22 protein-coding genes and 5 tRNA genes are annotated in these 21,047 nt (G+C 40.7%); 7 read left to right on the top strand and 20 right to left on the bottom strand.

The annotated features are described in order from the left end of the window. Positions 1-617: 617 nt before the first annotated feature. The 11 genes from AMD01_RS14320 to AMD01_RS14270 all read right to left on the bottom strand — a co-directional run bounded on the left by AMD01_RS14320 (position 618) and on the right by AMD01_RS14270 (position 8,027). Positions 618-2,747, bottom strand: coding sequence for a peptidoglycan D,D-transpeptidase FtsI family protein (locus AMD01_RS14320; protein WP_053402108.1), 2,130 nt, complete (start codon positions 2,745-2,747; stop codon positions 618-620). 203 nt (positions 2,748-2,950) lie between these two features. Beyond that, positions 2,951-4,246 carry an MFS transporter gene (locus AMD01_RS14315; protein WP_053402107.1) on the bottom strand — a complete coding sequence of 432 codons (1,296 nt, stop codon included), beginning with the start codon at positions 4,244-4,246 and terminating at the stop codon, positions 2,951-2,953. A gap of 124 nt (positions 4,247-4,370) precedes the next feature. Beyond that, complete coding sequence (gene sodA / locus AMD01_RS14310) at positions 4,371-4,979, bottom strand: superoxide dismutase SodA (RefSeq protein ID WP_053402106.1); 609 nt, start codon at positions 4,977-4,979, stop codon at positions 4,371-4,373. A gap of 212 nt (positions 4,980-5,191) precedes the next feature. Then, the gene (locus AMD01_RS14305; protein ID WP_053402105.1) at positions 5,192-6,193 is read right to left on the bottom strand and encodes an inorganic phosphate transporter; all 1,002 of its coding nucleotides are present in this window, start codon (positions 6,191-6,193) and stop codon (positions 5,192-5,194) included. Between the two features lie 11 nt (positions 6,194-6,204). Then, on the bottom strand, positions 6,205-6,825 hold the full coding sequence (locus AMD01_RS14300; protein ID WP_053402104.1) for a DUF47 domain-containing protein: 621 nt from the start codon (positions 6,823-6,825) through the stop codon (positions 6,205-6,207). Positions 6,826-7,043: 218 nt separating this feature from the next. Further along, a tRNA-Ser gene (locus AMD01_RS14295) sits at positions 7,044-7,136 on the bottom strand. Between the two features lie 9 nt (positions 7,137-7,145). Beyond that, positions 7,146-7,222, bottom strand: a tRNA-Ile gene (locus AMD01_RS14290). Between the two features lie 4 nt (positions 7,223-7,226). Beyond that, positions 7,227-7,301 (bottom strand) — tRNA-Asn (locus tag AMD01_RS14285). A gap of 27 nt (positions 7,302-7,328) precedes the next feature. Further along, positions 7,329-7,402 (bottom strand) — tRNA-Met (locus tag AMD01_RS14280). A 3-nt stretch (positions 7,403-7,405) separates the two neighbouring features. After that, positions 7,406-7,480 (bottom strand) — tRNA-Asn (locus tag AMD01_RS14275). 61 nt (positions 7,481-7,541) lie between these two features. Next, on the bottom strand, positions 7,542-8,027 hold the full coding sequence (locus tag AMD01_RS14270) for a DUF456 domain-containing protein (protein WP_053402103.1): 486 nt from the start codon (positions 8,025-8,027) through the stop codon (positions 7,542-7,544). A 148-nt stretch (positions 8,028-8,175) separates the two neighbouring features. On the opposite strand from AMD01_RS14270, the gene AMD01_RS14265 reads away from it, so the two are divergent. From AMD01_RS14265 to ispG, 3 genes are all read left to right on the top strand, one after another. Continuing rightward, on the top strand, positions 8,176-8,967 hold the full coding sequence (locus AMD01_RS14265) for a DUF1189 domain-containing protein (protein ID WP_053402102.1): 792 nt from the start codon (positions 8,176-8,178) through the stop codon (positions 8,965-8,967). A gap of 167 nt (positions 8,968-9,134) precedes the next feature. Then, complete coding sequence (locus AMD01_RS14260) at positions 9,135-9,473, top strand: hypothetical protein (protein ID WP_053402101.1); 339 nt, start codon at positions 9,135-9,137, stop codon at positions 9,471-9,473. Positions 9,474-9,615: 142 nt separating this feature from the next. After that, positions 9,616-10,731 carry a flavodoxin-dependent (E)-4-hydroxy-3-methylbut-2-enyl-diphosphate synthase gene (ispG, locus tag AMD01_RS14255; protein WP_053402100.1) on the top strand — a complete coding sequence of 372 codons (1,116 nt, stop codon included), beginning with the start codon at positions 9,616-9,618 and terminating at the stop codon, positions 10,729-10,731. A 37-nt stretch (positions 10,732-10,768) separates the two neighbouring features. Here ispG and AMD01_RS14250 read toward each other — a convergent pair whose 3' ends face one another. Then, positions 10,769-11,137 (bottom strand): DUF308 domain-containing protein, encoded by a 369-nt coding sequence (locus AMD01_RS14250; protein ID WP_053402099.1) that lies wholly within the window; start codon positions 11,135-11,137, stop codon positions 10,769-10,771. Between the two features lie 174 nt (positions 11,138-11,311). Between AMD01_RS14250 and AMD01_RS14245 the strand changes: the two genes are divergently transcribed. Then, the gene (locus AMD01_RS14245) at positions 11,312-11,881 is read left to right on the top strand and encodes a 5' nucleotidase, NT5C type (RefSeq protein WP_083446558.1); all 570 of its coding nucleotides are present in this window, start codon (positions 11,312-11,314) and stop codon (positions 11,879-11,881) included. Between the two features lie 27 nt (positions 11,882-11,908). Here AMD01_RS14245 and AMD01_RS14240 read toward each other — a convergent pair whose 3' ends face one another. The 3 genes from AMD01_RS14240 to AMD01_RS14230 are packed head-to-tail and all read right to left on the bottom strand — an operon-like array spanning position 11,909 to position 13,925. Then, positions 11,909-12,322 carry a Fur family transcriptional regulator gene (locus AMD01_RS14240; protein WP_053402098.1) on the bottom strand — a complete coding sequence of 138 codons (414 nt, stop codon included), beginning with the start codon at positions 12,320-12,322 and terminating at the stop codon, positions 11,909-11,911. Next, positions 12,319-13,158, bottom strand: a complete 840-nt coding sequence (locus AMD01_RS14235; RefSeq protein ID WP_053402097.1) for a metal ABC transporter permease — start codon at positions 13,156-13,158, stop codon at positions 12,319-12,321. The genes AMD01_RS14240 and AMD01_RS14235 overlap by 4 nt, the downstream gene beginning before the upstream one ends. Further along, positions 13,155-13,925 carry a metal ABC transporter ATP-binding protein gene (locus tag AMD01_RS14230; protein WP_053402096.1) on the bottom strand — a complete coding sequence of 257 codons (771 nt, stop codon included), beginning with the start codon at positions 13,923-13,925 and terminating at the stop codon, positions 13,155-13,157. The genes AMD01_RS14235 and AMD01_RS14230 overlap by 4 nt, the downstream gene beginning before the upstream one ends. Before the next feature lie 187 nt (positions 13,926-14,112). Here AMD01_RS14230 and AMD01_RS14225 point away from each other — a divergent pair, with 187 nt between their 5' ends. Continuing rightward, positions 14,113-14,370, top strand: coding sequence for a DUF2624 domain-containing protein (locus AMD01_RS14225; RefSeq protein ID WP_242170167.1), 258 nt, complete (start codon positions 14,113-14,115; stop codon positions 14,368-14,370). Positions 14,371-14,406: 36 nt separating this feature from the next. Here the strand turns inward: AMD01_RS14225 and AMD01_RS14220 are convergent, their stop codons facing one another. Next, positions 14,407-15,297: a deoxyribonuclease IV gene (locus tag AMD01_RS14220; protein WP_053402094.1), complete on the bottom strand. Its 891-nt coding sequence runs from the start codon at positions 15,295-15,297 to the stop codon at positions 14,407-14,409. Positions 15,298-15,373: 76 nt separating this feature from the next. After that, positions 15,374-16,687 (bottom strand): DEAD/DEAH box helicase, encoded by a 1,314-nt coding sequence (locus tag AMD01_RS14215; RefSeq protein ID WP_053402093.1) that lies wholly within the window; start codon positions 16,685-16,687, stop codon positions 15,374-15,376. 180 nt (positions 16,688-16,867) lie between these two features. Here AMD01_RS14215 and vrrA point away from each other — a divergent pair, with 180 nt between their 5' ends. Together vrrA and AMD01_RS14205 are read left to right on the top strand one after the other, a co-directional pair. Then, positions 16,868-17,590: a VrrA/YqfQ family protein gene (gene vrrA / locus AMD01_RS14210; RefSeq protein WP_053402092.1), complete on the top strand. Its 723-nt coding sequence runs from the start codon at positions 16,868-16,870 to the stop codon at positions 17,588-17,590. A 98-nt stretch (positions 17,591-17,688) separates the two neighbouring features. Beyond that, the gene (locus AMD01_RS14205; RefSeq protein ID WP_053402327.1) at positions 17,689-18,639 is read left to right on the top strand and encodes a 4-hydroxy-3-methylbut-2-enyl diphosphate reductase; all 951 of its coding nucleotides are present in this window, start codon (positions 17,689-17,691) and stop codon (positions 18,637-18,639) included. Between the two features lie 35 nt (positions 18,640-18,674). On the opposite strand, the gene AMD01_RS14200 is transcribed toward AMD01_RS14205, so the two are convergent. The 3 genes from AMD01_RS14200 to cccA all read right to left on the bottom strand — a co-directional run bounded on the left by AMD01_RS14200 (position 18,675) and on the right by cccA (position 21,026). Continuing rightward, positions 18,675-19,796: a Nif3-like dinuclear metal center hexameric protein gene (locus tag AMD01_RS14200; protein ID WP_053402091.1), complete on the bottom strand. Its 1,122-nt coding sequence runs from the start codon at positions 19,794-19,796 to the stop codon at positions 18,675-18,677. Continuing rightward, positions 19,793-20,500: a tRNA (adenine(22)-N(1))-methyltransferase gene (locus AMD01_RS14195; RefSeq protein WP_053402090.1), complete on the bottom strand. Its 708-nt coding sequence runs from the start codon at positions 20,498-20,500 to the stop codon at positions 19,793-19,795. Before AMD01_RS14195 ends, AMD01_RS14200 begins: the two co-directional genes overlap by 4 nt. 166 nt (positions 20,501-20,666) lie before the next feature. Then, complete coding sequence (gene cccA / locus AMD01_RS14190) at positions 20,667-21,026, bottom strand: cytochrome c550 (protein WP_053402089.1); 360 nt, start codon at positions 21,024-21,026, stop codon at positions 20,667-20,669. Positions 21,027-21,047: the final 21 nt, after the last annotated feature.

Raw genomic sequence — 21,047 nt, 5'->3', positions numbered from 1 at the left:
AAAGCGAAGCAATCTGTAATGGAGATCCGGACTAGTAACGCTTTTTTGAATTTATTCCATTCACATAATCAGACTAACGATCATTACACCTTCCCTATTCCAACAACAAAAGGGGCGTAGTGGAAGATGCGAAGACTCCTACGGGACTAGCGAGTCAGCTGAGATCCCGCAGGAAGCAAAGCGACGAGGAAGCTCAGCGCTCGCCCCGTGGAAAGCGAAGCAATCTGTAATGGAGATCCGAACTAGTAGAGGGGTTTTCAAATTTATCTCACTCACATAATCAGATTAGATAACCAGTCCACTGAACCTCCCCTATTCCAAACACAAGAGGATCATAGTGGAAGATGCGAAGACTCCTACGGGACTAGCGAGTCAGCTGAGATCCCGCAGGAAGCAAAGCGACGAGGAAGCTCAGCGCTCGCCCCGTGGAAAGCGAAGCAATCTGTAACGAAGATCCGGACTAGTAGAGAGGGTTTCCCTTTTAACGGAATATCTCCTTCGTGTCGCCTAGTGACAAGCAACGCAATTAGCTCGAAAATCCAAACTTATAAGCTTTGCATCCACAACAAAAACACAACAAAAAAGTCCACCCATTAACAGGTGGACTCACGAACTCTTTATTGAATTTTACTCACTTCAGATTCAATGCTTTTAGAAGACGTTTTGACAGAATTTTGATTCGCTTGACCCTGCTCCTCTAATTCCTTCTCTCCCTGCTCCTTCAACTTAAAGTAAGCATCCAACGCATCGCGACCAATCTCGCGACTAATTCCATTCGGAGACGTCGTATACGCATTCGGCACTACGACCGCAAATGCAACCTCAGGATTGTTATAAGGAGCAAATCCAACTAACGTAGAATTGTACGTCGGCTTCCCATTATAAAACGCTTGGGCCGTACCTGTTTTACCTGCCGGATCATAGCTTACGCCTCTAAAATAATTATAAGCCGTACCATGTGGCTCCTGATAAACCTTTTTCATTCCTTCTTGTACTTGCTTAATATACGATTCCTTCATCGTAATACGATTTAAAATCGTTGGTTCGGCATGATACAATACGTTGCTTGGCTCATTTTTATTAATTGTTGGCTCACGGATTTCCTTCACAATCTGCGGCTTCATACGATACCCGCCGTTGGCAATCGTTGAAATATACTGCGCCATTTCAAGAGGTGTGTACGTATCATACTGACCGATCGCAAAGTCAAGCGCCAAACCTGGTGTATGACTTTTCCCTTTGTAACCCGTCATCTCCTGTGGAAGATCAATCCCTGTCTTCACCCCAAGACCAAACTGGCTATAATATTGGCGCATCTCCTCAAAAATGGACGGACGAATATTCAACGACCCGTTGTACTTATACTCTGCTCCAGCCATTCGCATGATCGTCTTAAACATAAATACGTTTGACGACTCTTTTAAAGCGCGCTGTAAATTGATGGGCCCCATATTATGAGTCGACTTTTTCTCTTTTGTTCCTTTGAACTTAATCGGCGCATCGACTAAAAGTGTACTCGGCGTAATCGCTCCTGAATCCAGACCTGCGAGCACCGTAGCTCCTTTAACCGCTGAACCCATCGCGTAGGCAGACGTCATATTTCCAAGTGCAAAATCCTTCATTTCCATTTGACCCGTGTCGGGATTTTTCACAAGACGTTTCCCCGCCATGGTCAGAACTTCTCCTGTACGAGGATCCATCATGACGATGAACGCACGATCTAAATATTGCGTCGTAGGCTTCGCTTTCGTTTCACGAAGCTCTTTCTCAATGGACTGTTCCACTGCTGTTTGCAGCGCCACATCAATAGTTAACGAAATATCCTTTCCGCGCTGCCCTTTATCAATGGTCACTTGATCGACAATATTCCCTGCACGGTCTTCAATATCTTTTGTTTGAGATTTTTCGCCTCTTAGAATGCTTTCATACTGCTTTTCAATGTAGCTTGTGCCCACCTGCTCATTTCGACTGTATCCTTTAGAGAGGTAATAGTCTAAGCTATCAAGGGGAATTCCTTCGTTCGTAGACGAGATATTTCCAAACAGGGTACGTAGCGTATCATTAAACACGTAGTCACGATCCCAGTAAGTTGTCGTATCTATACCCGGAAGCTCAGCAAGATGCTCGCTCACTAGTGCATACTCTTTTGGTGTTACACCCTCGTTCTTAATCGTTTGAGTAGTTTGTGTGTAGCCGCTATCCATTTCGCGTTTAATCGCAATGACCTCAAGCTCTTGTTTCGAAATGGACTGCAAATCTTTTTCCGTAATACGTTCTAACTGCTTGTCGTAAATTTGCTTGTCCGTTAACTTGCTGTCACTAAACAGCGCCCATTCTTTTTTCGTAATTTTTTGCTTCGCCTGTTTTGGACGTGTTTGTAGCCAGTAATCTTTTTGGTCACGTTCTGTCACTTTGCTTGTGTCTTTGTCGATATACTGAGCCAATTTCCGTGCGACACGTAGGCGATCTTCCTGTGTCGTATTTGAGTAACGCGTATATGTAATAGCATTGAGCGGTTGATTATCAACCATTACACGATTGTAGCGGTCGAATATCTCACCTCGAGGCACAGGATTATCAATCGTTTTGTCCTCTGTTTTTTCTACCTGTTTTTCATACGTTTTCCCATTCACAATTTGGACGATTCCTAGTCGTAAAATCAAGGTAGAAAACAGGAGAAAAACAACCAAAAAAAGGACATTCAGTCTGCCCGTTAGATGGGTTTTCTTTTTTTTCTTTTTCTTCATTTCAACACCTGCAATTCTACATTTTCCTCTAGTAGTACTATACAGGACGTTGTTACGACTGAAAAGGAAAACCCCCTACCTTATCTAAAGAATAAGACCTGTCGGCCACAAAACATACTTTTTTTGTCACAAACGTAAGAAAAAAGAATAACCTCTCGTTTGCCCGAAGAACGTTTGTCTTCAACACGAGAGGCTTTTAAGAACTAGACAGGTGATTCACCGTCCCCTTCGTTCAAAATAGGTGTTGGTGCTTTCGGTTGTGTAATTTCTTGGGACGCTTGTTCTGCTTTTAATACAGATACGTGACGCACAAAAAAGTAGATGCACGTATGACCTGCTCCTACAATAGCTAGTAAGACAGGAACACTAATACGTTCGTTAAAAAAGGCCACCGCGATAATAAAACCAATAATCGATGTCATACGCCCCATATTTAAAAAGAGCTCTCTCACAACGATAAATTCAATACGCTTTTTACCTACATCTTGACACTTTCCAATCACATCATATGTTAAAGATGTGTAAGGGATCAGAAGCATTGGATAAGCTACAGCAATACAAATGGCATATAGAATTAAGTTTACAAAGGAAAGATGAACAATTAAAAGGTAGACGGAAGCATATAGAATGAGTCCACCTGTTAAGATTGCCTTTAACCGGTGCTTTTTCTTCAATAGCCTTGAAACAAAGTAATAGCCTAAAAACGCAACAGCCGAGTTCACTAGCCCAAATGTTCCAAGCGCTAGTTCACTGCCCGTCGTAATAAATACCAATACTGAAACAACAAAGATAAACGTTCCCTCTCTTAATCCTTGAAAGAAATGAGCGTTTAATACAAGCTTCCAATCACGATTGGTTGTTCGTTCTGCAAGAACCTCTTTTAAGTAGTAATGACCTTCTGCAGCACGCCTTTGAAGGAAAAAGCTTGTGATCACAGCTCCTACAAAAAGAGCCAACGAAATCCCAAACACGATGTTATATCCGTTAAAACGAAACAGAGTGGAAATAATCACACCAGCCACAATCGGCCCAATCATACCAGCGGAAGAGTTTAAAATCCCTAAAAACCCGTTGAAAAAATCTCTTGTTTCTGGCTCCGTAATTTCAAACGTTAACACGTTAAACGCTAGCCAATAAAATCCGGCTCCAATTCCTTGAATGGCTCCAAATAGCACTAAAAACTGGTGAGCATGTTCCCCAAACACTAACACGGCAATGTAGAAGGCTGCCAGAAAGGAGACACCGAGGCGTAAAACAACCACTCGATCAATTTTTTTCGCCAATTTCCCAGCCAATAAAAAGGTAAGCGGTTGAAACGTTACAATCGATAAATTATAAATACCGATGTCCAACAATTCACCAGACTGTTTCCACAAATATATATTCACAAATGAATTAGATAGCGCAATACTTAATGCATATAATCCTCCAATGGTTAAGAGCAAAAGTAAGTCTTTGCTTACTTCGACTTCACCCATGACTTTCTTTAAAACACTCATGATAAAAACCCCTTTTTTCTTCTCCACTATAGTGTGTGGAAAAGAAAAGGAGTTATGTAAAAAGGATTTATTGGAAAACAAAAGCCGGCAGAAGGTTCTGCCGGCTTTTGATTATAAGTAAAACTTATTTAGCGTTAGCGTAAAGTTTTGAAACCTCATCCCAGTTTACTACGTTCCAGAATGCTGAAATGTAGTCAGGGCGACGGTTTTGGTAGTTTAAGTAGTATGCGTGCTCCCAAACGTCTAAGCCTAGGATAGGTGTTTTACCTTCCATTAATGGGCTGTCTTGGTTTGGAGTGCTTGTTACTTCAAGCTCACCGTTGTTTACTACTAACCAAGCCCAACCAGAACCGAAACGGCCTTTAGCAGCGTTTGCGAATTCTTCTTTGAACTCATCTAAGCTACCGAATTTAGAGCTGATTGCGTCAGCTAATTCACCAGTTGGCGCGCCGCCACCGTTTGGAGAAAGTAATGTCCAGAATAAACTGTGGTTAGCATGTCCGCCACCGTTGTTACGTACTGCTGTACGTACTGATTCTGGTAAAGCTTCTAGATCAGAAATTAATTCTTCAACGCTTTTACCAGCTAGGTCATCATGACCATCTAACGCACTATTTAAGTTTGTTACGTATGTGTTGTGATGTTTTGTGTGATGAATGTTCATCGTTTCTTTGTCAATGTGTGGTTCTAGTGCGTCATAAGCGTAAGGTAATTGTGGTAATTCGTAAGCCATAATTAATTTCCTCCTTCAATGTATGTACCTAATTTGAGGTGATTAACACCTTTTAAAGTAAGATTAGCAAATTCAGGCTATTGTTTCAAACAATTTGCCTAAAAGATTGCTTAACGACTATATATTTTCCACTTACCCTCAATGTATACCTGCTAAACACATTGAAATTCAAAAAAGAAGCAGCGGCCATCGCTACTGCTTCCTTGCGTCTATTAAAAGAAAAGATGTAAGATTTGATACACAAGCGCTGCCATAATTGCTGAAACTGGCAGTGTGATAATCCACGTAATAACAATACGCTGTGCTACGCCCCATTTTACACCTTTGACACGTTGAGCAGAACCCACACCCATGATCGCAGATGAAATAACGTGCGTTGTACTTACTGGTAGATGCACTGTTGTTGCACCAAAAATAATCATTGCAGAAGATAAATCTGCTGCCGCACCGTTAACCGGACGGATTTTCATGATCTTTCCACCAACGGTTTTGATGATTTTCCATCCACCAATGGATGTCCCAATCCCCATTGCAAGAGCTGCTGAAATACGCACCCAGAACGGGATTGTATCGCTTGATGTATGCATGCCTGCTGAGATGAGAGCCATTGTGATAATCCCCATCGCTTTTTGTGCATCATTCGTTCCGTGTGTGAATGATTGCAGCGCCGCTGTGAAAATTTGGAACGTACGGAAGCCACGATTTGTTTTTTCCAGATTGAAGTTTTTGAACACAAAACGGAAAATCGTCATGACGATAAATCCTATTGCCAAGGCAAGGAATGGAGAAAGAATAAGTGCCTCAAGGATTTTAATAAATCCATCGTAGTTCAACACTTTAAATCCTGCCGCTGAAACCGCAGCACCTGCAATCGAACCGATGATTGCATGCGAAGAACTACTTGGAATTCCGAAATACCACGTAACTAAGTTCCAAATGATCGCAGAAATTAATCCAGACAAAATAACAATGGAACCATTTTGTAATGCAAATGGATCAACAATATCTTTTGTAATGGTTGTGGCAACACCTGTAAAAGTTAATGCCCCTACTAAGTTCATCGTTGCGGCCATTATGATCGCAATACGCGGAGACAATGCGCGCGTTGAAACTGATGTTGCAATCGCATTTGCCGTGTCATGGAAACCGTTAATAAAGTCAAATGCCAAGGCAAAAATAACGATTAGAATGGTTAAAAGCAATACCGTATCCATAAATAAACTCCTTACGCGTTTCTCATGATAATTGTATCTAACGTATTGGCTACATCTTCACAGCTATCCGCGATATCTTCAAGCATTTCATATAGCTCTTTAATTTTAATTAATTGAATCGGATCTTTTTGAATAACAAACAAGTTTTTAATCGATGAACGCAATAGCTCATCACAGCGAGACTCAATATCTTTAATTTCGATACCATGCTTACGCATTTCGCCAAGCTTCTTGCTTGCTAATAATTCAATCGCTTTTGAAATTTCAATGGATGCTTGATGAATCAGAGCAAAGAATTTTTTCATGTAATCGTCTGTTTCTGTCACAGAATACATTTCTAAACGAGCAACCCACTGTTCTAAGCCGTCTAATACATCATCCATCTTCATTGCTAATTGTAGGATATCCTCACGCTCAATTGGTGTAATGAACGTCTTATTTAGTGCCACAATTAATTCGTGAATATAAGAATCACCTTTATGTTCGTAGTTCTTCATTACTTCTGCAAATTCTTTTAAGTCACTTGCATTTTTAATGTTGTAATCAACGAAGAAATGTGTGGATTCTTTCATGTTAGCGGAAATTTTCGATAACATTTCGAAAAACACATCTTTTTTTGGTGAAAAAATCATAGGAAACCCTCCAAAAATTTATATATATATTTAAGAACCAACTGCTCACATTTTATCAGATCATGTCGAATTTACAATCGGTTTATTTAAAATTTACAAACTCTTAACAATTCCATTAACATTTCGTCGTGCCTTGCTTTTATCGTGCCACAAAACAAGAATTTATTGCACAAAAAAAAGACAAGCATCTGCTTCTCTTTTGAAATGTATATGTAATATGGAGGAGGAAGGGGGATTCGAACCCCCGCGGGCTGTTACACCCCTGTCGGTTTTCAAGACCGATCCCTTCAGCCGGACTTGGGTATTCCTCCGCGCTATAATGGTGGACCCTGCAGGACTCGAACCTGCGACCGGACGGTTATGAGCCGTCTGCTCTAACCAGCTGAGCTAAGGGTCCTATATGGCTCCACAGGCAGGACTCGAACCTGCGACCGATCGGTTAACAGCCGATAGCTCTACCACTGAGCTACTGTGGAACGTAATCATTCAAAATATGTAGTAAATAGCGGCGGAGGGGATCGAACCCCCGACCTCACGGGTATGAACCGTACGCTCTAGCCAGCTGAGCTACACCGCCATATGGCTCCACAGGCAGGACTCGAACCTGCGACCGATCGGTTAACAGCCGATAGCTCTACCACTGAGCTACTGTGGAAAAATCACAATTATGTAACGACATTAAAAATTTACCATGAATGCTTTCCACTGTCAATACGTTATTTTAATACCGCATATAAGAAATAGCCAACCATGAACAGCTGAATAAGCCCCTTCGTTAATACACCGCTAAAAAAGCCAATTAGTGATCCGATTCCTACCATAAATGCTTCTTTTAATGAACGCCTTTTAAAAATAAGCTCCGCAAGAACAGCCCCAACAAAAGGCCCGATAACAATTCCCACAATCGGTATAATGAATGGCCCAACAAGCAACCCAACCGTACTTCCCCATACCCCAGCTTTTGTTCCTCCGTATTTTTTCACTCCAACCAAATTCGCTAAATAATCAGCAAGGAACAGCGCAATGGTAAGAAATCCTTGGACGAACCAGAACACGACGCTATAAGAAGCGAAACCGTAAAACAATCCGTACAGAATAAATCCAATTGCTACGAATAACACGCTAGGAATGATCGGGTACACTAGCCCTACAAACGCAATTAAAAATGAGACGCTAATTAAGATCCAATATAGAATATCCATCTGTCACCTCCATCATTTCCTTTTTATTATAATATACCCCCCTTCTAAAAGAAATATTTGCTACCTTACTCTGACCGATAAAATTGTGAATATTTCCTTGTCTTTTACCGCCCTTCTTTTTACAATTAAAGGGATAGGAGGAGGAAAAATGAATATCCTTCAACAGACGCTTTACAGTCTTTATTCACCTAAAAAAATCGCACTTTTTCGTTTACTAAGTATCGGTCGAGTATTGAAGATGGGATTTTTCCTTGTCTTCCTTTCACTCATCCCTTTTTTCATTTTCTTTTCTCAGACGGTTTTGTCCGGATACGATGAATTTCAATCGTTTCTCTCCAAGCACCCTCATTCTTTCGTCATTAAAGATGGAGAGCTTATTTCCTCTGGCCCAAAAACCGTCGCTCTTTCAAAAAAGAAAATGATCTATTTTATCGACGACAAGCACTCTATAGAGGATCTTACCTTATCATCCCGAGAAGCCATTGGATTATCAAAAGATGGATTCGTTATTAAATCCAACAATCAGACTCAAGTATATTCCTATTATTTATTAGGGAATAAACCGTTAACCGGTGATCAGGTAGCCGATAAGCTTCAAGAATTTAAAACCTTTACTTATTTCCTTTTACCTCTTTATTTCGTTCTCGTTTATCTTTTTTCAGCCATGATGAAGTTTATTGGTATCAGCTTGTTTGGTTTCGTTGCAATGGCTATAGCAAAGTTGTTCAAGCGTACCCTTCTCTACAAGCAGCTGTGGACGATCTCTTTATATAGCACAACGTTCTCAACGGTCTTTTTTTCCTTGCTATCTTTAATAGGTATCTATACAGAACAGGTGTCTCTCCTGCACATCGGCATTTCACTTCTATTTATCATGATGAGTATTAAATCCGTCCCCCTAAAAAAAACAAAAGCGCCGAACAAACAGCTTCCTGCTTAATCGGCGCTTTTTTCTTTGCTGAAATTCTTTCCTAAAAAAGGATTCACAGAGACTTGCGTTGAACATGTAGCTGTATTCGTTTGTTTACACTACACCTCTAAGACCCACTCATACATCTTCTTGGACAGGCATACGTTGTATTAATGATGCATTTGCAGGAGGATAAGATGAAAAAACTGATAATCCTAGTCGTATGCTTGTTTTTCGCTTTTATTATCTACCACGATATTGCAAAAGGTACGTTACCTATCACGGCAACTACTGCTTCTGCTCCTGTTTACAAATCAACCGAAAAAGCTACAAAGAAAACCAAAAATTCTTCCTACGTCACCGTGAAAATCCAGCCTGGTGATACCGTATTGTCGATCATCGAAGAAGTGAATAAAGACACGCGTTCTATTCCTATGCAACGTATCATTTCAGACTTTTCAGGGCTAAATAAACAGACAACGCCTGATAAAATTCAGGTAGGCAAAACCTATAAATTTCCGATTTACAGTAAATAACAGCTTATTTCTTGTCAACATTGAGAAAACATTGATACAATATCAATTGGTTTCAGATTTTATACTAGTTATTTTCTCTACAAAGCGTTATTCTAGTAGGTGAATCAATCATTTGATTTAGGTTTAAAGGAGAGATTAACACGTGAGTGAAATTATACATCGTACAAAAACACGCCCCGTTAAAGTAGGTAATTTAACGATTGGCGGTAATGACCAAGTAGTTATTCAAAGTATGACAACAACGAAAACACATGATGTGGAAGCAACAGTAGCTGAAATTAAGCGTTTAGAAGAAGCAGGATGCCAAATTGTTCGCGTCGCTTGTCCTGATGAGCGTGCTGCAGATGCCATTCCTGAAATTAAAAAACGTATTAATATTCCGCTTGTTGTTGATATTCATTTCGACTATCGCCTAGCGCTAAAAGCAATTGAAGGCGGAGCAGATAAAATCCGTATTAACCCGGGTAATATCGGTCGTCGTGAAAAGGTAGAAGCAGTGGTAAAAGCAGCAAAAGAACGCGGCGTACCTATTCGTATTGGGGTTAATGCTGGTTCCCTAGAACGCCGTATCCTTGAGAAGTATGGCTATCCAACAGCAGATGGAATGGTTGAAAGTGCCCTTCATCATATTAAAATCCTAGAAGACCTTGATTTTCACGATATCATCGTGTCCATGAAGGCTTCAGACGTTAATTTGGCAATTGAAGCGTACGAAAAAGCTGCAAAAGCGTTTGATTACCCTCTACACTTAGGGATCACAGAATCTGGAACGCTTTTCGCTGGAACAGTAAAAAGTGCTGCTGGTTTAGGTGCGATTCTTTCAAAAGGAATCGGAAACACAGTACGTATTTCCTTAAGTGCTGACCCAGTAGAAGAAATTAAAGTCGCAAAAGAATTATTAAAATCATTCGGTCTTGCGGCAAATGCACCGACACTAATTTCTTGTCCGACATGTGGACGTATTGAAATTGACTTAATCAGCATTGCGAATGAAGTAGAAGAGTACATCTCTTTGATTAAAGCACCGATTAAAGTAGCTGTGCTTGGCTGTGCAGTTAACGGACCTGGTGAGGCTCGTGAAGCTGATATCGGTATCGCAGGGGCACGTGGCGAAGGACTGTTGTTCCGTCATGGTAAAACGGTACGTAAAGTACCTGAAGAAACAATGGTGGAAGAACTGAAAAAAGAAATCGACATACTTGCTGAAGCGCATTATGCTAAACAAGCTGCTGAGGCTGAGAACGCACAAAAAGCTTAAACAAAAAACGGAGACAAAGGTCTCCGTTTTTTTTTGTTTAAAAGAATGGCAAAATGAAAATGCCGATCACTAACGATACGATCCCAATTCCAATTGACCAAGCTCCTAGAGCATGTGCTCCTTTTCGTCTTGCGATAAATCCTAAAATGATACCTGCGGCACCAAGGATAACCGGCAAGAAAAACAGAGATAGAATTGCTGCGGCAATTGCTAAATATCCGTATACTTTCCCTTCCTCTGCTCCGTCACGGTCGATATCGTGATCACGATCGAGGTCACGATCATACTCACGTTCACGCGCAGTGGTTGGCACAGCATACTCAGCGGCTGTTTCTTCCATGAAATCTGGTTCTTGGTCTTTTATATCACGCTCATAGCGTTTGTGTTCATCATATTTCTGATCCATTCGTCTATCCCTCTCTTTCTTAGTAAGGATCATGTTTAGTATTTGATGAACGGACGAAATTATAGTTGTAAATGTTTGCTTAATTCGGAAACGCTTTTCTAAAAACCATCTGTGTTACAATATCATTGGACATTTTGTATCGAATTTTTTATCCCAAAAAGGAGTGCAGCTATTTTGAATAAGCGTTTTGGAATTGATATTGACGGGACGGTTACTTCTCCGTCAACTTTTATTCCCTATCTTAATAAATCATTTGATTTGTCATTAACCCTTGAAGATATTACCGAATACGATTTAGTGCCGATCGTGAAGGCTCCTGAACAGGAACTAGCGAATTGGTTCTTAAAAAATGAAGCGGAAATTTACGAAAATGCTCCGCTTGCAGAACAAGCGAAAGATGTGTTAGTAGATTGGGGGAAAAAGCATGAACTCGTCTTCATTAGCGCACGTCATGATGCCCTATTAGACGTTACAAAGAAATGGTTCAACAACCACGAAATTGCTTATAACCATATTGACTTGATCGGGTCTCACAATAAGATTGAGGCTGCTAAAACATATGATATTGATGTCTTCTTCGAGGATAAGCACGATAATGCCTGTGATATTAGCGAAGAGTGCAATATTCCCGTCTTATTATTTGATACTCCTTATAACCGTCTCCCAACGCCTAAAAACGTTGTACGAGTCTACAACTGGGCAGAAGCAAACGATTGGATTCAAAGCTGGCTTAAAACACAATAAAAAAACGAGGCGGCCGCCTCGTTTTTTTTATGCAATACATTCCTGACATCGTCCATAAATCTCAAACTTATGACCGGTAATTTCACATCCATTTAAATCTTGGCTAATTTGCTCCATCGGGCAAACCGCAATTTCAGCCGTCTTTCCACAGTCCAAGCAAATAAAATGATGATGGTGATGACTTGTTGCACACTGAAAGCGGAAGTTTTTTTCACCAGAAAGCTCTGTCATTTCTAAAATGCCTAACTCAGCAAACAGTGCCAAATTACGATAAATCGTATCAAAGCTTAATCCAGGGTAATCCCCTTTCATATGGTCAAGTACATCTTTTGCCGTTAGATATTTGTTCGTTGTCGCAAACAGCTCTAACATATCTTCACGTTTTCCCGTATGTTTGTATCCTTTGTCTTTTAACAACACAATGGCTTCGGATAAATTCATTTTCGTCCACCTCGCCCTTTATTAATTAAAATGGAAATCACTAAAATGAGAATCGCTAAAATAACGATTGTTCCCCCTGGTGCCAAATCTAAGTAATAAGCAGAGAACAAACCACCGACAACCGAAATTTCACCAAAGATAATCGCAAATACGATCGTTTGCTTAAATCCATTTGCTAGTCGAATACTTGCCGCAACCGGGAGCGTCATGAGCGCTGACACTAACAGGACTCCGACAATTCGCATAGATGATGCGATAACTAATGCTACCATAAGGATGAATACAAAGTGAATGCCGCGAGCTTTTACACCGGATGCGGCGGCATGCTCCTCATCAAATGATAAAACAAATAGTTCTTTATAAAACAAGATAATAACCGCAATAACAAAAATAGCGATACCAATAATCGTCCATAAATCGGCACGACTTACGGCACTAACGCTTCCAAATAGATAATTAAACAAATCGTTGTTAAAGCCGTCTGCTAGAGAAATTAGTAATACGCTGACCCCAATTCCACCTGATAAAATAATTGGGATCGCGAGCTCTTGATAATGCTTGTACACTCGGCGCAGCTTTTCAATAAACAGCGATCCGATGACGGAGAAAATCATTCCCATGTAAATCGGTGTGACCCCTGCCATAACACCAAACTTTTTCTCTAGCAGCACGCTCGCTGAAATTCCGGCGAGCGTAACGTGACTTAATGCATCCGCTATAAGCGACAATCGCCTGACAACGATAAACGCCCCTAAAAGCGGCGCGATAAGTCCGATAATAATTCCTGCCAAAAAGGCATTTCGTAAAAATTCAAATTGAAACAAACTCGAAATCATACTGGCTGTCCTCCGTGATCATGTGTTAAAACGTGCACGTGATGACCATAAAATGCGGACAGCTCATGCTGACATAAATGTTCATATTCTTCTGTTTCACCATGGAAATGTAGCTCCTTGTTTAAACATGCAACGTGCGTGACCTTCTCCGTAATTGTACCCGTATCATGTGTAACAAGCAGAAGCGTAAGACCATGGTTTTTATGCAAATCCTCTAATAGCGTGTAGAAATTATCGACGTTTTGACTATCGATTCCAACCGTAGGTTCATCTAAAATAAGCAGCTCTGGTTCACTTACTAACGCTCGTGCGATAAAGACGCGCTGCTGTTGACCACCTGAGAGCTCACCGATATTTCGACGTACAAAATCACTCATTCCAACTGCTTCAATCGCATCTAATACTTTTTGTTTATGATTTTTGTTCATAAAACGAAACAAACCAATTTTAGATGTTAAGCCTGTTGCTACGACTTCAAATACAGAGGCTGGAAAACCGGTATTAAAGCTATTTGCTTTTTGAGAGACGAATCCAATCTTACTCCAGTCACGAAATTTTGATATGTCTTGTCCGAATAAGCGAATGGTTCCTTGCTGTGGCTTATGCAAACCTAAAATACATTTAATTAACGTTGATTTACCTGAACCGTTCGGCCCTACTAAACCTAAAAATGATCCCTTTGGTATAGAAAGCGTAATATTATCTAATACCGTTTGGCGATCGTATTGAAACGATACATGATCAATTTCAATGATATGTTCATTCATTTTATCATCACCATACTTTTTATTTTCACCTTTTTAAGAATCGTTACGATTTACTTTATAAACAATTATCAAGTATACAGCCACACGCTACATTTGTAAACCATCTTTTATTTTCTGCGTTTTTTTATTGAATTTAGGCACATCTTTCTCTCTTCCCCCATACAATGATACATAACAAGGAGGGCGAATGATGAGAATCTTTCAACAAATTATTAACAACAAAGTCAATAACATTTCTGTGAAAGAACTGCTAAGCTTTAGCAAACAGTACAAGGTGCACTTAACCGAGGACCAGGCGCGTAAGCTTGTCGGCATTATTCGTGAACGGCCGATTGATATATACAATACCGCTGATCGCCAAGACCTACTAAAAAAAGTAGCTCGCGTTACGAATTACGAAACAGCTCAAAAAGTTCAAGAGCTATTTGATCAAATCGCACGCTAATAAAAAAATCCCTCTTTCTTGAGAGGGATTTTTTCGTTAACTCATCAATTTATTTTGTAGCTCTTCGTCAAATGTTTTCGCACGGAGCATTTCAATTTCTAATTTGTAAGGTGCTTTTTTGTTTTTCTTATCTGTTCCGACATAGGGTGTTTCTAAAATTTTCGGAACATCCGCTAGCGCTTCATGATGCACGATATAGTTGAGCGCTTGGAAACCAATATGACCAAACCCAATGTTCTCATGACGGTCTTTACTTGCCCCCATCGGATTTTTGCTGTCATTTACGTGCAGCACTTTAATACGATCAATTCCCACCGTTTTATCAAAATGATTTAATACCCCGTCAAAATCATTAATCAAATCATATCCCGCATCATGCGTATGACACGTATCAAAGCAAACGGAAAGCTTCTCATTGTGCGTTACGCCTGCAATAATTTGAGCGATTTCCTCAAAGGAACGACCGCACTCAGAGCCTTTTCCAGCCATTGTTTCTAATGCAATTTGTACTTCTTGATCTGGTGTTAATACTTCGTTTAATCCTTTAATGATTTGCTGAATTCCAGCATCAGCGCCTGCTCCTACGTGTGCGCCTGGATGAAGGACGATTTGCTTTGCCCCTAAAGCAGCCGTACGCTCGATCTCAGAACGTAAGAATTCTACTCCTAATTCATACGTAGCAGGATTTGTTGTATTGCCGACGTTAATAATATACGGTGCATGAACGACGATATTATCAATTCCATGCTCTTTCATATGTGCTTGGCCAGCAGCAATATTTAGCTCTTCAATTTTTTTACGGCGCGTATTTTGGGGTGCACCCGTGTAAATCATGAACGTGTTTGCTCCGTATGATGCCGCTTCTTCACTTGCACCTAACAGCATCTTTTTTCCACTCATTGATACATGAGATCCAATTCTCAACATGAACGACCACTCCTTTTTGCTTTATGAATTCATGAAAAAGCCTTTTAAGACCGTAACGTCCTAAAAGGCATTCACATTACTTGTTGCGCGTGCTACGTTTTTGTTTCTTTACATATTTCTCAATTTCATGCTCACGTTTTTTCTTATATCCAGGTTTAACCTTTTTCGGTTTTTTAATCAGTTTACGAGCCGTCGCGTCAGCCTCGTCCACTTTCTTTTTACGGTTTTTACGACGATTGCGATCCTCAATATTTGTCCATTGACCATTTTGGATATCACGGTTTACGAATTGGATGTCCATTTTTTCTAAACGTGCAATCGCATCCTCATCACTTGATGAGAAAATCGTTGTCGCAATTCCAGAATAGCCAGCGCGTGCTGTTCGTCCTACACGGTGAATATAGAAATCTAGGTCAGAAGGAAGCTCATAGTTGATGATATGGCTCACACCTTCAATGTCAATACCACGTGCCGCAAGATCTGTTGCGACTACATATTGAAACTCTAGGTCTGTAATTTGCTTCATCATTTTTCTACGCTCACGCGGGCTTAAGTCTCCATGAATACGTCCAACACGCATTCCTTTTGCTTCTAGTCCACGAGCTACTTCTTCTGCTTTCTTTTTCGTATTCGTAAACACAATCGCTAAATACGGATTATACGATAAAAGAATGTCCTGAAGTAAGTTCACTTTGTTACGGTGGCGCTCAGGAACAAGTACATGCTCAATTTTTTCAGCCGTTGCCCGTTTTGGCGCAACGTGCGTGTATTTTGGATTTTCAAGATATTTCTTTAAAAACGGCTTTAATTTCTCAGGAATCGTTGCTGAGAAAACAAGCATTTGAATTTCTTCCGGCATTTTTGCTCCAATACGATCCACGTCTTGAATGAACCCCATGTCTAACATTAAATCGGCTTCATCAACAACTAATGCCTTTGCATTGTGAATAAATAGCGCTTGGTCATACACTAGATCAGCAATACGACCAGGTGTTCCAACTACGATTTGAGGCTGCGTTTTTAATTTTTCAATTGTACGCTGCTTGTCCGTTCCTCCGATAAAACATTTCGCAGTAATCGGTGCATCCGGCTCGCAAAAATTCGTGATTTTTACTACCTCTTTGTAAATTTGCGAAGCGAGCTCACGAGTTGGCGCTGTAATAATTACTTGTACTTCTTGTTGAGTTGGATCGACGTTTTGTAAAAGCGGCAGCAAATAAGCGTGCGTTTTACCTGTCCCAGTCTGTGATTGACCGATCGCACTTTCTCCTTTTAATAATGAAGGAATTAAGCGCTCCTGGATCTCAGTTGGCTGCTTGAACCCTAATTTTTCAACAGCTTGTATAATAAATGGCCGAAAATCAAAACGGTCAAAATTCGTTTTTGTCATTTTTTTCTCCTTTTTACTTCTAAATTACGTTCCTATAAGTAAACACAGTATATGATTATAATCGATTTTTTTCAAGCTGACTACCAAAGTTATTGAATTAAGCGATGTTCGACAAACATTTATCTCCGCTTTGCATAAGATAGTAATGGTCATTTGACTCAATATAAGGAGGTGCTCGACATGCTCGGAAACAGACAGCCCTTTCCACCGCAAATGCAAAACCGCATGATGCCCAATCAAATGCCTAACCAAATGATGAACCCCATGATGCAGCGTCAGATGATGCAGGGACAAAATCCAATGATGCACAACATGCAGCAGATGCCAAATCAGTTTCATCCCCAATTTCCCTATCAGCAGCAACAGCCGCAAATGCGCAACCGAGGCGGAGTACTATCAAAAATTTTTAATCGTAATCAAAATCAAGGGCAACAACCGTTTATGAATAATCAAGCTTCGTTTGCTGATAGCCGGGGAATCGGTGGTGGACTCAGCGGCATTGGAGGAATAGGTAGCGCTGCTGGAAGTGGTTCAGGAGGTTTAGGTGGCCTACTAGGTGGATTTCGAAATTTAACTAGCGCATCCTCTCTTTCATCGATGCTTGGAAATGTTCAAGGCGTAATGAAAACAGCGGAATCATTCTTACCAATGGTGCAGCAATACGGACCGATGGTGAAAAATTTACCTGCTATGTACAAAATCTATCAAGCGTTAAAAACAGATGACGGTGAAACGTCCACATCTGAAGAGAAAAAAGAAACCAAGGAAGCTGGGAAAGCGGAAAAGGTGCTCCCTGCATCGAAAGAGGAAACTGAATACGAAGAGTTTCTAGACGATTTTGCAGGAAAACAAAATCAGGGCTCTTCACGTCCACGCCTCTATACGCAAACTACTCGTCCATAATTGATTAGCTTTGTATTATCTTCTTATCTCCTTTATAATAGAACCGAGTTAAGCTGTTAAGCTGTTCGGACATCTATAAGGGAGGATGTTTATTGTTTATGGAAATTATTAAAATCGCCCCACGTGGTTATTGCTATGGCGTAGTTGATGCAATGGTAATTGCTCGAAATGCGGCGTTAGATACAACACTACCAAGACCTATTTATATATTAGGAATGATTGTTCATAATAAACACGTCACAGATGCGTTTGAAGAAGACGGAATCATTACATTAGACGGCGCAAACCGTTTGGAGATTTTAGATCAAATTAACGAGGGTACAGTTATTTTTACTGCGCACGGTGTTTCACCTGAAGTGAAAAAACGCGCAAAAGAAAAAGGCCTTTTCACCATTGATGCTACATGTCCAGACGTAACGAAAACGCACGATTTGATTGCGGAAAAAGAAAAGCAAGGCTACGAAGTTATTTACATCGGTAAAAAAGGGCATCCGGAGCCTGAAGGTGCTGTGGGCATCGCTCCTCATATCGTGCACCTTGTGGAAAATGCACAAGATGTAGAAAATCTCTCTATTCAACGAGACAAAATCATTGTCACAAACCAGACAACGATGAGTCAGTGGGACGTTTTAGACATTATGGATAAAATTAAAGAAAAATATCCCCACGTTGAAATACACAAGGAAATCTGCTTAGCGACTCAAGTACGTCAAGAAGCAGTAGCAGAGCAGGCAACAGAAGCGGACGTAACCATTGTGGTTGGAGATCCAAAAAGTAATAACTCCAATCGTCTTGCTCAAGTATCCGAGCAAATTGCCGGTACAAAAGCATATCGTGTATCAGACGTAACGGAAATTGAAATCGAGTGGCTAAAAGGAGCGAAGACTGTTGCTGTAACAGCTGGTGCTTCAACTCCTACGCCAATTACAAAAGAAGTTATTAAGTTTTTAGAAGCCTTTGACGGTGAAAAAGAAGAAACGTGGACGCGCGAACGCTCTGTGCCACTTTCTAAGATCTTACCGAAAGTCAAAGCACCTAAAAATGCCTAATAAAAAGCGACAGGAGCCCCCTGTCGCTTTTTTCATTACATAAACGTAAATGGATCTGTATGGATTGTCGAAGCCTCAACCTCGCATGAAAAATTCTTTTCAGCGAACAGCTCCTTCATTTTCTTGGTTACACCTTGCATCATTACTTTTTCCACGTGATGTCCGGGGTCTACAACATTTAATCCAAGCGCCTTTGCGTCATGCGCGACATGGAAATATAAATCACCCGTTACGTACGCGTCAGCTCCCTTGAATTTTGCCTGTGTGATGTATTTGTTTCCATCGCCCCCAAGCACCGCTACTTTTCGAACTTTGTCTGTAAGATTTCCTACAACACGAAGTCCTTTCACATCTAACGAGCGTTTGACGTGTTGCGCAAATTGCTCGAGCGTCATTTCCTCTGGGAGTTTGCCAATACGACCAAGTCCATACTCTTTCCCTGGATTGTCGAGCGGATAAATATCATAGGCTACTTCTTCATAAGGATGCGCTTTGATCATTGCTTGAACGACTCTGCGCTGAAGATCAACAGAAAAAATGGACTCCACCTTCACTTCTTCCACGCGTTCTAACGCGCCCTGTGAGCCGATGAAGGGCTTTGTTCCTTCTTCTGGTAGGAAAGTTCCTTCTCCTGGCGTAGAAAACGTACAGTGGCTGTAGTTACCGATATGACCTGCTCCTGCATCGGTTAATGCCGTTCTCACCTGTTCAGCGTGTGTCTTCGGTACAGAAACCGCCACCTTCTTAAGTGCCGTTGTTTGCGTTGGAATTAAGATATCTAAGTCCTCAAGGCCAAGAGCATCTGCCAATAGGTCATTCACCCCTCCTTCAGCCACATCTAAATTCGTATGAGCTGCATATACAGCAATATCATGCTTAATACACATTTCAACAAGTCGGCCTGCGGGCTGATCTGTCACGATGTTCTTCATCGGACGGAAAATAGGCGGATGGTGGGCAATGATTAAATCTACGTTCCCTTTCACCGCTTCCTCTACTACTTCCTCTAATACGTCTAACGTGACCATTACTTTGTGAATCGGTTTGTTAAGCGTTCCAATTTGAAGGCCAATTTTATCTCCTTCCATTGCTAGGCTTTTAGGGGAAAACGATTCAAAAAGCTGAATGACTTCATAGCCATTTGGTGTTTTACTCATACTAAAACCTCCTCGATAAGCTTAATCTCTTGTTGAAAACGAGCTAACTTTTGTTTGCTTTCTTCTGTTTGCGCACTGCTGCTCAGACGAGAGGCAATTTGTTTCAGGTGCGCTAATTCATGCGTCCATTTCTTTACGAACGCTTCATTTTTCTCTACCCTTAGAACAGGACCTACTAACAACCCGCTCTCTAGTTCGTCTCCGTAAGGCTTTTTAGCCTCTCCACGTTCTGCTACCACAATTTCATAAATGCGCTTTTCATCTTCTAAAATCTTCTCATCAATAATTTCCCATTCGTTGTCTAGCAACCATTTGCGCACATTAATTGCGCCAATATTCGGCTGAAGGATAAGGCGGGTAACACCTTCAAGCTTTTCTTTTCCATCTTCTAAAATCGTGGAAATTAGCGTTCCGCCCATTCCAGCAATCGTTACACAGTCTACTTCGCCTTTTTCAAGGACTGCTAAACCGTTTCCTTTTCGTACATCAATCACGTTCTCTAAATCAACCTTCTTCACTTGATCTTTAGCAGATTGAAACGGACCTTCCACCACTTCACCGGCGATTGCTTCTGTTATGTATCCTTGTAAATAAGCATAGCACGGCAAATACGCGTGATCAGACCCAATGTCAGCGATACGTGCTCCTTTTGGAATTGATTTTACGACTTCTTCTAAACGCTTTGATAACTTTAATTCATTCATATTTTCACCTGTTTGATTTTCTTTTTATAGTAACGGCTGTGACAGCTTCTTTCAAGAAAAGTATGTTATTTCTAACTAAAAATCATACTTATAAATCGTCAAAAGAAAAAGTCCTTCTACCTATGTAAAAGGACAATTATCGCACTGTATTTATAGTTTACTAAATTTACTTGATCTTTGAAACCCATTCCGCCATTTTATCGGCGTTATTAGCAGGCACCATATTTGGTGGCATTCCGCCTCGCCCTTTTGTAATGACTTCTTTAATTTCAGCTTTTGATAAACGATCCCCTACCCCTTTTAATGAAGGACCTGTACCACCTTGATATTGATCGCCGTGACAGCCAATACATGTGCTCTTATAAATATCTTCTGGATTTGAAGGCGTTTCTTGCTTTGCGCCTCCACCTTCTTTTTCTGATGCCATTTGTTTAGCGTTATCCACACCGTTAATTGAAAAAAGAAACATAAGTCCAACGCCGATAATCATGATGAGAAAAAATGGAACAAGTGGATTTCGTTTCATCACCTATACCCCCTTTTTATG

Origin of the sequence: Priestia koreensis (genome assembly GCF_001274935.1) — a bacterium.
Lineage (GTDB): Bacteria > Bacillota > Bacilli > Bacillales > Bacillaceae_H > Bacillus_AG > Bacillus_AG koreensis.
Note: the sequence above shows the minus strand (reverse complement) of the source record. Positions and strands in the feature narration are given on the sequence as shown.

Excerpts from the sequence above, each read along its gene's own strand:
- AMD01_RS14320 (WP_053402108.1), bottom strand. The coding sequence starts at position 2,747 with ATGAAGAAAAAGAAAAAAAAGAAAACCCATCTAACGGGCAGACTGAAT.
- AMD01_RS14315 (WP_053402107.1), bottom strand. The coding sequence starts at position 4,246 with ATGAGTGTTTTAAAGAAAGTCATGGGTGAAGTCGAAGTAAGCAAAGAC.
- sodA (WP_053402106.1), bottom strand. The coding sequence starts at position 4,979 with ATGGCTTACGAATTACCACAATTACCTTACGCTTATGACGCACTAGAA.
- AMD01_RS14305 (WP_053402105.1), bottom strand. The coding sequence starts at position 6,193 with ATGGATACGGTATTGCTTTTAACCATTCTAATCGTTATTTTTGCCTTG.
- AMD01_RS14300 (WP_053402104.1), bottom strand. The coding sequence starts at position 6,825 with ATGATTTTTTCACCAAAAAAAGATGTGTTTTTCGAAATGTTATCGAAA.
- AMD01_RS14270 (WP_053402103.1), bottom strand. The coding sequence starts at position 8,027 with ATGGATATTCTATATTGGATCTTAATTAGCGTCTCATTTTTAATTGCG.
- AMD01_RS14265 (WP_053402102.1), top strand. The coding sequence starts at position 8,176 with ATGAATATCCTTCAACAGACGCTTTACAGTCTTTATTCACCTAAAAAA.
- AMD01_RS14260 (WP_053402101.1), top strand. The coding sequence starts at position 9,135 with ATGAAAAAACTGATAATCCTAGTCGTATGCTTGTTTTTCGCTTTTATT.
- AMD01_RS14250 (WP_053402099.1), bottom strand. The coding sequence starts at position 11,137 with ATGGATCAGAAATATGATGAACACAAACGCTATGAGCGTGATATAAAA.
- AMD01_RS14240 (WP_053402098.1), bottom strand. The coding sequence starts at position 12,322 with ATGAATTTATCCGAAGCCATTGTGTTGTTAAAAGACAAAGGATACAAA.
- AMD01_RS14235 (WP_053402097.1), bottom strand. The coding sequence starts at position 13,158 with ATGATTTCGAGTTTGTTTCAATTTGAATTTTTACGAAATGCCTTTTTG.
- AMD01_RS14230 (WP_053402096.1), bottom strand. The coding sequence starts at position 13,925 with ATGAATGAACATATCATTGAAATTGATCATGTATCGTTTCAATACGAT.
- AMD01_RS14225 (WP_242170167.1), top strand. The coding sequence starts at position 14,113 with ATGATGAGAATCTTTCAACAAATTATTAACAACAAAGTCAATAACATT.
- AMD01_RS14220 (WP_053402094.1), bottom strand. The coding sequence starts at position 15,297 with ATGTTGAGAATTGGATCTCATGTATCAATGAGTGGAAAAAAGATGCTG.
- AMD01_RS14215 (WP_053402093.1), bottom strand. The coding sequence starts at position 16,687 with ATGACAAAAACGAATTTTGACCGTTTTGATTTTCGGCCATTTATTATA.
- vrrA (WP_053402092.1), top strand. The coding sequence starts at position 16,868 with ATGCTCGGAAACAGACAGCCCTTTCCACCGCAAATGCAAAACCGCATG.
- AMD01_RS14205 (WP_053402327.1), top strand. The coding sequence starts at position 17,689 with ATGGAAATTATTAAAATCGCCCCACGTGGTTATTGCTATGGCGTAGTT.
- AMD01_RS14200 (WP_053402091.1), bottom strand. The coding sequence starts at position 19,796 with ATGAGTAAAACACCAAATGGCTATGAAGTCATTCAGCTTTTTGAATCG.
- AMD01_RS14195 (WP_053402090.1), bottom strand. The coding sequence starts at position 20,500 with ATGAATGAATTAAAGTTATCAAAGCGTTTAGAAGAAGTCGTAAAATCA.
- cccA (WP_053402089.1), bottom strand. The coding sequence starts at position 21,026 with ATGAAACGAAATCCACTTGTTCCATTTTTTCTCATCATGATTATCGGC.